This window comes from Piscinibacter sp., assembly GCF_050175855.1.
Classification (GTDB): Bacteria; Pseudomonadota; Gammaproteobacteria; order Burkholderiales; family Burkholderiaceae_C; genus Piscinibacter.
Genome location: NZ_JBFXIO010000159.1, coordinates 1 through 10,703, shown reverse-complemented (window position 1 = coordinate 10,703; position 10,703 = coordinate 1). Strand labels below are relative to the sequence as shown.

Annotated in this window: 11 protein-coding genes; 9 read left to right on the top strand and 2 right to left on the bottom strand. The window is 70.3% G+C overall.

Going from position 1 to position 10,703, the window contains the following annotated elements:
- From AB7U92_RS13435 to AB7U92_RS13400, 8 genes are all read left to right on the top strand, one after another.
- A partial coding sequence (locus AB7U92_RS13435; RefSeq protein WP_428577518.1) for a bifunctional salicylyl-CoA 5-hydroxylase/oxidoreductase occupies positions 1-2,290 on the top strand: 2,290 nt, incomplete at its 5' end.
- Between the two features lie 2 nt (positions 2,291-2,292).
- Entirely contained in the window at positions 2,293-2,805 is a 513-nt protein-coding gene (locus AB7U92_RS13430; protein ID WP_428577515.1) for a MarR family winged helix-turn-helix transcriptional regulator, read from the top strand.
- Complete coding sequence (locus AB7U92_RS13425; protein WP_428577512.1) at positions 2,802-3,653, top strand: enoyl-CoA hydratase family protein; 852 nt, start codon at positions 2,802-2,804, stop codon at positions 3,651-3,653. Before AB7U92_RS13430 ends, AB7U92_RS13425 begins: the two co-directional genes overlap by 4 nt.
- Before the next feature lies 1 nt (position 3,654).
- Positions 3,655-4,815 (top strand): acyl-CoA dehydrogenase family protein, encoded by a 1,161-nt coding sequence (locus tag AB7U92_RS13420; protein ID WP_428577509.1) that lies wholly within the window; start codon positions 3,655-3,657, stop codon positions 4,813-4,815.
- A 1-nt stretch (position 4,816) separates the two neighbouring features.
- Positions 4,817-6,427, top strand: coding sequence for an AMP-binding protein (locus AB7U92_RS13415; protein WP_428577507.1), 1,611 nt, complete (start codon positions 4,817-4,819; stop codon positions 6,425-6,427).
- Positions 6,427-6,822 carry a RidA family protein gene (locus AB7U92_RS13410; protein ID WP_428577521.1) on the top strand — a complete coding sequence of 132 codons (396 nt, stop codon included), beginning with the start codon at positions 6,427-6,429 and terminating at the stop codon, positions 6,820-6,822. Before AB7U92_RS13415 ends, AB7U92_RS13410 begins: the two co-directional genes overlap by 1 nt.
- Positions 6,823-6,853: 31 nt before the next feature.
- Positions 6,854-7,768, top strand: coding sequence for a DMT family transporter (locus AB7U92_RS13405; protein WP_428577504.1), 915 nt, complete (start codon positions 6,854-6,856; stop codon positions 7,766-7,768).
- Between the two features lie 15 nt (positions 7,769-7,783).
- The gene (locus tag AB7U92_RS13400; RefSeq protein ID WP_428577502.1) at positions 7,784-8,572 is read left to right on the top strand and encodes an SDR family oxidoreductase; all 789 of its coding nucleotides are present in this window, start codon (positions 7,784-7,786) and stop codon (positions 8,570-8,572) included.
- Here AB7U92_RS13400 and AB7U92_RS13395 read toward each other — a convergent pair whose 3' ends face one another.
- A complete protein-coding gene (locus AB7U92_RS13395; protein WP_428577499.1) occupies positions 8,573-9,496 on the bottom strand; it encodes a DMT family transporter in 924 nt (307 codons plus the stop codon).
- A complete protein-coding gene (locus AB7U92_RS13390; protein ID WP_428577496.1) occupies positions 9,493-9,801 on the bottom strand; it encodes a putative signal transducing protein in 309 nt (102 codons plus the stop codon). The genes AB7U92_RS13395 and AB7U92_RS13390 overlap by 4 nt, the downstream gene beginning before the upstream one ends.
- A gap of 73 nt (positions 9,802-9,874) precedes the next feature.
- Here AB7U92_RS13390 and AB7U92_RS13385 point away from each other — a divergent pair.
- A partial coding sequence (locus tag AB7U92_RS13385; RefSeq protein ID WP_428577493.1) for a quinone oxidoreductase family protein occupies positions 9,875-10,703 on the top strand: 829 nt, incomplete at its 3' end.

The window sequence follows — 10,703 nt, the reverse complement described above, 5'->3', positions numbered from 1 at the left end:
GCAGGATCCGCGCCACGAGGTGACGGTGATCGAGCGCAACGCGCCCACCGACACCTTCGGCTGGGGCGTGGTGTTCTCCGACCAGACGCTGGGTGCGCTGAAGCGCGCCGACGCCAAGACTGCCGGACAGATCCTCGACGCCTTCAACCACTGGGACGATATCGACGTCCACTTCAAGGGGCGCACGCTGCGCTCGTCCGGCCACGGCTTCTGCGGCATCGGGCGCATGCGGCTGCTCAATATCCTGCAGGCCCGCTGCGAGGAACTCGGCGTGGTGATGCGCTACAAGACCGAGTGCCCGGACGACGCCGACATCGACGCCGACCTGATCATCGCCTGCGACGGCCTGAACAGCCGCATCCGCACGAAGTACGCCGCCACCTACCAGCCCGACATCGACCTGCGCCGCTGCCGCTTCGTGTGGCTGGGCACGAACAAGCTGTTCGACGCCTTCACCTTCGCCTTCGAGAAGACCGAGTGGGGCTGGTTCCAGGCCCATGCCTACCGCTTCGACGCGACCACCTCCACCTTCATCGTCGAGGCGCCTGAGGAGGTCTGGCGCGCCGCCGGGCTGGAGGACATGAGCAAGGAAGAGGGCATCGCCTTCTGCGAGAAGCTCTTCGCGAAATACCTCGACGGCCACCCGCTGATGAGCAACGCGGCGCACCTGCGCGGCTCGGCGCAGTGGATCCGCTTCCCGCGTGTGGTGTGCAAGCGCTGGGTGCACCACAACGGCCGCGCGCCTGTGGTGCTGATGGGCGACGCGGCGCACACTGCGCATTTCTCGATCGGCTCGGGCACCAAGCTGGCGCTGGAGGATGCGATCGACCTGGCCGGCCGCATTGCCGCTCACCCCGGCGAACTGACGACTGCGCTGCAGGGCTACGAGGAGATCCGCGGCGTCGAGGTGCTGAAGATCCAGAACGCGGCGCGCAACTCCACCGAGTGGTTCGAGAACGTCGAGCGCCACGCCAAGCTGGAGCCGGAACAGTTCGCCTACGCGCTGCTGACCCGCTCGCAGCGCATCTCGCACGAGAACCTGCGGCTGCGCGATGCCGGGTATGTCGGCCAGCTCGAAGGCTGGCTGGCCGCGAAGGCCGGCCTGAAGCCCGAGCCGGTGCCGCCGATGTTCACGCCCTTCACCCTGCGCGGCCTGACGCTGAAGAACCGCGTGGTCGTCTCGCCGATGGCGCAGTACAGCGCCGTCGACGGCGTGCCGGGCGACCACCACCTCGTGCACCTCGGCGCGCGGGCAATGGGTGGCGCCGGGCTGGTGTTCTGCGAGATGACCTGCCCGACGCCCGATGCGCGCATCACGCCGGGCTGCCCGGGGCTGTGGAACGACGAGCAGACGCTGGCCTGGAAGCGCATCGTCGACTTCGTGCACGGCCACAGCACGGCGAAGATCGCGATGCAGCTCGGCCATGCCGGCGCCAAGGGCTCGACGCGAGTGCCCTGGGAGGGTGAGGACCTTCCGCTTGCCGAGGGCAACTGGCCGCTGCTCTCCGCCTCGCCGCAGCAGTACCTCGACGGCGTCAGCGCCTGGTCGAAGGCGATGACGCGCGCCGACATGGACCGGGTGCGCGACGACTTCGTCGCTGCCACGCAGCGTGCCGCGGCGGCCGGTTTCGACTGGCTGGAACTGCACTGCGCGCACGGCTACCTGCTCTCGGCCTTCCTCTCGCCGCTGACCAACCAGCGCAGCGACGACTACGGCGGCTCGCTGGAGAACCGCCTGCGCTTCCCGCTCGAGGTGTTCCGCGCGATGCGGGCGGTCTGGCCGGCGGACCGGCCGATGTCGGTGCGCCTGTCGGCCCACGACTGGGTGCCCGGCGGCAACACGCCGGCCGACGCGGTGGAGATGGCGCGCGCCTTCCCGGCCGCGGGCTGCGACCTGATCGACGTGTCGTCGGGCCAGGTCAGCAAGCAGCAGAAGCCGATCTACGGCCGCATGTACCAGACGCCGTTCGCCGACCTGATCCGCAACGAACTCGGCATCGCGACCATGGCGGTGGGCGCGATCAGCGAGGCCGACCACGTCAACAGCATCGTCGCCGCCGGCCGGGCCGACCTGTGCGCGATCGCGCGGCCCCACCTGGCCAATCCGGCCTGGACGCTGCTCGAGGCCGCGAAGATCGGCCACACCAGTGGCGTCGGGGCCGACTGGCCGGTGCAGTACCTGTCGGGCAAGAACCAGCTCGAGCGCAACCTCGAGCGCGAGCGGCAGATGGCGGCGGCGGTCGCCGGGCTGTCGCCGCAGGAACAGGCCAACCTGGCGCAGGGGGTGTAGGCATGGAACTGGTCGATGCCGAATCGCGCGTGGTCGACGACCACCACCAGGCGCTGAAACTCTGGCTGCGAATGCTCGCCTGCACCACGCGCGTCGAGAACGTGATCCGCCAGCGCCTGCGAAGCGAGTTCGGCACCACGCTGCCGCGCTTCGACCTGCTGGCGCAGCTCGACCGCGAGCCCGATGGCCTCAGCATGGGCGAGCTGTCGGCGCGGATGATGGTCACCGGCGGCAACGTGACCGGCATCGTCGACCAGCTCGAAGGTGAAGGACTGGTTGTTCGCGAAGACCATCCGACCGATCGCCGCGCCTTCCGCGTTCGCCTCACGGCCGCGGGCCGCCGCCAGTTCCGCCGCATGGCGGCTGTGCACGAAACCTGGATCGTCGAGCTTTTCGACGGCTGGAGCCCCGCGCAGAAGATCCAGGTGCACGGCCTGCTCGCCACGCTCAAGCAGCACCTGGCGGCGCTGGACGCCCCGCCCGCCCCGAGAAGCAAACGCAAGGAGAGCGCATGACCCGCGCGATGGATTCACACCTGGCCGGCGGCAACCGCCGCAGTACGGCCGACCTGACGCCGAAGCACTTCGGCTGGCGTGTCGAGCGCCGCGTCGGCGTGATCACGCTGAACCGGCCCGAGCGCAAGAACCCGCTCACCTTCGACTCCTACGCCGAGCTGCGCGACCTGTTCCGCACGCTGGCCTATGCCGACGACGTGCGCGCCGTGGTGGTGCAAGGCGAGGGCGGCAACTTCTGCTCCGGCGGCGACGTGCACGACATCATCGGCCCGCTGGTGGCGATGCCCATGCCCGACCTGCTGGCCTTCACGCGCATGACCGGCGACCTCGTCAAGGCGATGCGCGCCTGCGGCCAGCCCGTCATCGCGGCGGTCGACGGTGTGTGCGCCGGCGCCGGCGCGATCGTCGCGATGGCCTCCGACCTGCGCGTCGGCACGGCGCGCAGCAAGGTGGCCTTTCTGTTCACCAAAGTCGGGCTGGCCGGCTGCGACATGGGCGCCTGCGCGATCCTGCCGCGCCTCATCGGACAGGGCCGCGCCTCGGAGCTGCTGTACACCGGGCGTTCGATGCCGGGCGAGGAGGCGCTGGCCTGGGGCTTCTACAACCGCCTCGTCGAGCCCGAGGCGCTGTCCGCCGCGGCGATCGACTGGGCGGCCGAGCTGGCCGCCGGCCCGAGCTTCGGCCATGCGATGACCAAGCGCATGCTGCATCAGGAGTGGTCCATGGGCGTGGACGAGGCGATCGAGTCGGAGGCGCAGGCGCAGGCCATCTGCATGATGACGCAGGACTTCCACCGCGCCTACCACGCCTTCGTCGCCAAGCAGAAGCCGGCCTTCGAGGGTGATTGAGATGCAGCGCGATCACCTCGCCTGGCCGTTCTTCGACGACCGCCACCGCGAACTGGTGGCGCACCTCGGGGTGTGGTCGGCGCAGCACCTGGCGCATGCCGGCCACGACACCGACGTCGATGCGCAGTGCCGATCGCTGGTGCGCGATCTCGGCGCCGCCGGCTGGCTTCGCCATGCGGTGGCCGGCACGGCCTACGGCGGTACGACAGAGACGATCGATACTCGCGCGATCTGCCTATTGCGCGAGACGCTCGCCTGGCACCACGGCCTGGCCGACTTCGCTTTCGCGATGCAGGGCCTGGGCTCGGGCGCGATCTCGCTGGCCGGCACGGATGCCCAACGTGCCCGCTGGTTGCCACGCGTGGCGGAAGGCTCGGCGCTGGCGGCCTTCGCGCTGTCCGAGCCCGAGGCCGGCTCCGACGTGGCGGCGATGCGCTGCGCGGCGCGCGACGACGGCGATGCCTACGTGATCGACGGCGAGAAGACCTGGATCAGCAACGGCGGCATCGCCGACTTCTACGTGCTGTTCGCGCGAACCGGCGAATCGCCCGGGGCACGCGGCATCAGCGCCTTCGTGGTGGAAGCCGGCACTCCGGGCTTCGAGATCGCCGAACGCATCGACGTGATCGCCCCGCACCCGCTGGCGCGGCTTCGCTTCAGCGGCTGCCGGGTGCCGAAGGCCAACCGCCTCGGCGAGCCCGCCGAGGGCTTCAAGATCGCGATGCGCACGCTCGACGTGTTTCGCACCTCGGTGGCCGCGGCGGCGCTGGGCTTCGGCCGGCGCGCGCTGCACGAGGGCCTGGCGCGCGCCAAGGCGCGGCCGATGTTCGGCCAGCGCCTGGCCGACTTCCAGCTCACCCAGGCCAGGCTGGCGCAGATGGCCACCACCATCGACAGCGCCGCGCTGCTGACCTATCGCGCCGCCTGGCTGCGCGACCAGGGTCGCACCGTGACGCGCGAGGCCGCGATGGCCAAGATGGCCGCCACCGAGGGCGCGCAGCAGGTGATCGACGCGGCCGTGCAATTGTGGGGCGGTGCCGGCGTGGTGCACGGCAATGTGGTCGAGTCGCTCTACCGAGAGATCCGCGCGCTGCGCATCTACGAAGGCGCGACCGAGGTACAGCAGCTCATCATCGGCCGCGATCTGCTGAAGGAGGCTTGAGATGGCGTCCGCGCATGTCGACACCTTCGCCGCCCGCAACCTGCCGCCGCCCGACCAGTGGCCCGAGTTCCTGTTCGACGCACCGGAGCTGCAGTTTCCCGAGCAGCTCAATTGCGCCACCGAGCTGCTCGACCGCTGGGTCGAGCGCGGGCATGGCGATCGCGTGTGCATCCAGGGCACCGGCGTGCGCTGGACCTACGCCGAGCTGCAGGCGCAGGCCAACCGCATCGCCCGCGTTCTGATCGAGGACATGGGCCTCGTGCCGGGCAACCGGGTACTGCTGCGCGGCGCCAATTCGCCGATGCTCGCGGCCTGCTGGTTCGCGGTGGTCAAGGCCGGAGGCATCGCGGTGGGCAGCATGCCGCTGCTGCGCGCCAAGGAGCTGACGCAGATCGTCACCAAGGCCGAGATTTCGCATGCCCTGTGCGATGCGCGCTTGGCCGAGGAGCTGAAGCTGGCCCGCCCGGCCTGCCCGACCCTCGCGCACGTGCTGCACTTCAATTCGCCCGACGCGGGCGAGATGGATGCGCGCGCCGCCACCAGGCCGCCGAGCTTCGAGAACGTGAAGACCGGCAAGGACGACACCTGCATCATCGCCTTCACCTCCGGCACCACCGGCCAGCCCAAGGGCACGATGCACTTCCACCGCGACGTGATGGCGGCCTGCGCCTGCTGGCCGCGCCATGTGCTGCGGCCGACGGCGGACGACGTCTTCATCGGCAGCCCGCCGCTGGCCTTCACCTTCGGGCTCGGTGGCTTGCTGCTGTTTCCGCTGTCGGTGGGCTCCTCCACGGTGCTGCTCGAGAGGGCCTCGCCCGATGCGCTGCCGGCAGCGATCGCGCAGTACCGCGCGACGATCTGCTTCACCGCACCCACGTCCTACCGCGCGATGGCAGGTCAACTCGCCGGCCACGACCTGTCGTCGCTGAAGAAGTGCGTCAGTGCCGGCGAGGCGCTGCCCCCCGCGACGCGCCAGCTGTGGAAGGACGCCAGCGGCATCGAGATGATCGACGGCATCGGTTCCACCGAGCTGCTGCACATCTTCATCTCGCACGACGAGGCGCATGCGAAGCCCGGTGCCACCGGCACCGCCGTGCCCGGCTACGTGGCCTGCATCCTCGACGACGAGGGCCGCTCCCTGCCGCGCGGGCAGGTCGGTCGGCTGGCGGTGAAGGGGCCGACCGGCTGCCGCTATCTCTCCGACGAGCGCCAGAAGAACTATGTGCAGGGCGGCTGGAACGTGACCGGTGACGCCTACCTGCTCGATGACGACGGCTTCTTCGTCTACCAGGCGCGCACCGACGACATGATCATCAGCGGCGGCTACAACATCGCCGGGCCGGAGGTGGAAAGCGCGCTGCTGCTGCATCCCAAGGTGGCCGAGTGCGGCGTGATCGGCGTGGCCGACGCGGAGCGCGGCCAGATCGTCAAGGCCTTTGTCGTGCCCAAGGCGGGTGTCGAGCCGGGCGAGGCCCTCGTGCGCGAGCTGCAGGATTTCGTCAAGCAGTCCATCGCGCCCTACAAGTACCCGCGGGCCATCGAGTTCCGCACCACGCTGCCGCGCACCGAGACGGGCAAGCTGCAGCGCTTCAAGCTGAGACAAGACCCATGATGCAGGTGCTGCAACCCCCGGGCTGGGAGAAGCCCAAGGGCTACGCCAACGGTGTGGCCGCGGACGGACGGATGGTGTTCGTGGCCGGCCAGATCGGCTGGAACGCCGCTTGCCGCTTCGACAGCGACGACTTCGTCGCGCAGGTGCGCCAGGCGCTGGCCAACGTGGTGGCGGTGCTGGCCGAGGCCGGTGCGAAACCCGAGCACATCGTGCGCATGACCTGGTACGTGACCGACAAGCGCGAGTACCTCTCGCGCGGCCGCGAGGTCGGGCAGGTATTCCGCGAGTTGATCGGCGTGTACCACGCGGCGATGAGTGCGGTGGAGGTCAGCGCGCTGATGGAAGACCGCGCCAAGGTGGAGATCGAGGTCACAGCCGTGGTGCCGCGCGCGTGAACGCAGGCTGATCTCTAGAATGGCGCGGGTCATGAGTTCCCGCGCCGTCGCAGCCGACGCTGCCCCTTCGTCCGTGCTGCCCGGCCTGGCGCTGGCCACCGCCGGCGCCATCGCCTTCTCGGGCAAGGCGATCATCGTCAAGCTCGCCTACCGGCACGGCGTGGATGCGGTCACGCTCATCATGTTCCGCATGCTCTTCGCGCTGCCGCTGTTCGTCGCGCTGGCGTGGTGGGCGGGGCGCGGCAAGCCCCCGCTCGCGCGGCGCGACTGGATGGCCATCGCCGGCCTCGGATTCAGCGGCTACTACCTCGCGAGCTTCCTCGACTTCGCCGGCCTCGCCTACGTGACGGCCAGCTTCGAGCGCCTGGTGCTCTACCTCAACCCGACCATCGTGCTGCTGCTCGGCTGGGTGCTGTTCGGCCGGCGCGCCACGGCGCGGCAGCTGATCGCGATGGCGGTGAGCTACAGCGGCGTGCTGCTGGTCTTCGGCCACGAACTGCACTTCGCCGGGCCCGACGTGGTGCTCGGTGCGGCGCTCGTCTTCGGCAGTGCGCTGAGCTATGCGGTCTACCTCGTCTACAGCGGCGAGGAGGTCAAGCGCCTCGGCTCGATGCGGCTCACCGGCCTGGCCACCAGCGTGGCCTGCGTGCTGTGCATCGTGCAGTTCCTGGTGCTGCGCCCGGTGTCGGTGGCGCTGACGGTGGCGCCCGAGGTGATCTGGCTGTCGGTGCTCAACGCCACGCTGTGCACCTTCGCACCGGTGCTGATGATCATGATGGCCATCGAGCGCATCGGCTCCACGCTGACCGCGCAGACCGGCATGCTCGGGCCGATGTCGACCATCCTGATGGGTGTCTGGCTGCTCGGCGAGCCATTCACGGTTTGGGTTGCCGCAGGGACCGTGCTGGTCCTGGCGGGCGTCTGGTTGCTGGCGCGTTGGCGCTGAACAAAGGAGAACGAGATGGATCTGGGCATCGCAGGCCGCTGGGCCCTGGTGTGCGCGGCGAGCAAGGGCCTCGGCAAGGGTTGCGCGAAGGCGCTGGCCGCCGAGGGCGTGAACGTGGTGATCACCGCGCGCGGGGCCGAGGCGCTGGAGGCCACGGCAGCGGAGATCCGCGCCGCATCGCCCGGTGTGAAGGTGGTGGCGGTGGCGGGCGACATCGCCACGCCGGAAGCTCGGGCCGCCGCGCTCGCGGCCTGCCCGCAGGTCGACATCCTCGTCAACAACGCCGGCGGCCCTCCGCCCGGCGATTTCCGCGAGTGGGACCGCGAGGCCTGGCTGAAGGCGATCGACGCCAACATGCTGACGCCGATCGAACTGATCAAGGCCACGGTGGACAGCATGGCCGAGCGCGGCTACGGCCGCGTGATCAACATCACCTCGGGCGCGGTGAAGGCGCCGATCGACGTGCTGGGCCTGTCCAACGGCGCGCGCAGCGGCCTCACCGGTTTCGTCGCCGGCCTGGCCCGCCAGCCCCGCCTGGCCTCGGCCAACGTGACGATCAACAACCTGCTGCCGGGCTGGTTCGACACCGACCGCATCCGCACCACCATGCAGGCCGCCGCCGCCAAGAGCGGGCAGAGCGTCGAGGCGATGATCGACAAGCGCAAGGCGGGCATCCCGGCGCAGCGCATGGGCAACGCCGACGAGTTCGGCGCCTTCTGCGCCTTCCTGTGCAGCGTGCAGGCCGGCTACCTCACCGGGCAGAACATCCTGCTCGACGGCGGCGCCTACCCCGGCACCTTCTGATCAGGCGCGGCGCGGTGCCAGCGAAGAGACCACGATGCCCGCGGCAATCAGCGCGAACGCCGCGCCGTGGTACCAGCGCGGTGGCTCGCCGAGCAGCGCTGCCGACATCACGCCGGCGAAGACCGGCGTGAGGTTGGCGAAGAACGTGGCCACTGCCGGCCCGACGGTCGACACGCCCAGCCCCCAGGCGCGGTAGGCGATCAGCGAGGGACCAATGGCCACGTAGACCAGCGCCGCGATCACGGCCGGCGTCCAGTGGATGGTCGTCGCCGTCAGCGGCGCCTCGATGCCGGCGGCCAGCGTGGCCCAGGCGGTGCCGAAGAGCATCTGCACGAGCAGGAACTCGGCCCAGCCCCACGCCGGGCGCGCCTCGCCGCGGAAGTGTGTCGGCGGCCGGGCCAGCATCCAGCTGTAGCCGGCCCACAGCAGGATCGCCAGCAGCATCAGCAGATCGCCCGGCACCAGCTGCACCTGGCGCAGCGTGTCGAGGCTGCCGCGCGAGATCACCAGCAGCACGCCGGCCAGCGACAGCACGGCGCCGGCGAGTTGCCGCGCGCTGGGGCGCTCGCCGTAGAACACGCGGCCGACGAGCAGCATCCACACCGGCGAGCTGGCGGCGATCAGCGTCACGTTCAGCGGTGTGCTGGTCTGCACGGCCATGTACTGCAGCGCGTTGTAGCTGCCCACGCCGAGCAGCCCGAGCATGGCGAAGTGCTTCCAGCGCGAGGTGATTTCCTGGGGTGCGCGCAGCACGCGCCAGGCTATCGGCAGCAGCAGGGCCAGTGCCAGCCACCAGCGCATCGCGTTGAGCGCCAGCGGCGGCACGCTGCCGACCATGGCGCGGCCGACCACGGCGTTGCCGGCCCACAGCAGCGGCGGCAGGGTGAGCACGAAGGCGATGCGGGGGGTGAGGGACGGGTTCATGGGGCAGGCATCGCGGCACCGCAGTTCCAGCACTGCTCGAACGGCCCGTCGACCTGCTCGCCACAGGCCGTGCAGAGCCAGTGCCGGTGCGCCGGGTGGCGCAGCTGCACGAGCAGCACGCGCGCGGCTTCGAGCTGCGCATCGTCGGTGACCCAGACCTCGGGCAGCGCCTGGTCGGGTGGCAGCTCGCCGGCGATGCTGCCGGCGAAAGCGCGCTGCACCGTGGCGGCGATGCCGCCATGGGTGAGCATGTCGGCCCACAGCGTGGCCAGGGCGAGGTTGGGGGCGGTGATCAGGCGGCGCATCGGCGCATGCAGCGGCGGGCAAAGGCTGGCACGATAGCGGATTCATCGCAGTCGCATTCCGGAGACAGCCTTCATGCCCCAGACCGTCAAAGCCATCCGCGTCGCCGCCTACGGCGGCCCCGAAGCCATGCAGCTCGACGAGCTGACGATCGGCGATCCCGGCCCGGGCGAGATCCGCATCCGCCACCACGCCTGCGGCCTGAACTTCATCGACGTCTACCAGCGTACCGGCCTGTATGCCAACCCGCTGCCTCTGGCGCTCGGCATGGAAGGCGCCGGCGTGGTCGAGGCGGTGGGCGAGGGCGTGACGCACCTGAAGGTCGGCGACCGCGCCGCCTACGCCAGCCAGCCCCCCGGCGCCTACAGCGAGGCGCGCGTGATGCCGGCCAAGTGCGTGTGCAAGCTGCCCGACGAGATCGACTTCGAGACCGGCGCGGCCATGATGCTCAAGGGCCTGACGGTGCAGTACCTGCTGCGCAAGACCCAGCCGGTGGGCGGGCTCCAGCCGGGCGAGTTCGTGCTCTTCCATGCCGCCGCGGGCGGCGTCGGCCTGATCGCCTGCCAGTGGGCCAAGGCGATGGGCCTGAAGCTGATCGGCACCGCCGGCAGCGACGAGAAGTGCCAGCTGGCGCTGGACCACGGCGCGGCCTTCGCGATCAACTACCGCACCGAGGACTTCGTCGAGCGCGTCAAGCAGATCACCGGTGGGCAGGGCCTGAAGGTGGTCTACGACTCGGTGGGCGCCGACACCTTCGTGCGCTCGTTCGACTGCCTGCGGCCCTTCGGCCTGGCGGCGAACTTCGGCAATGCCTCGGGCAAGGTGCCGCCGATCGACATGGGCATGCTGGCCGCCAAGGGCTCGCTGTACGTGACACGGCCGACGCTGTTCACCCACATCGCCA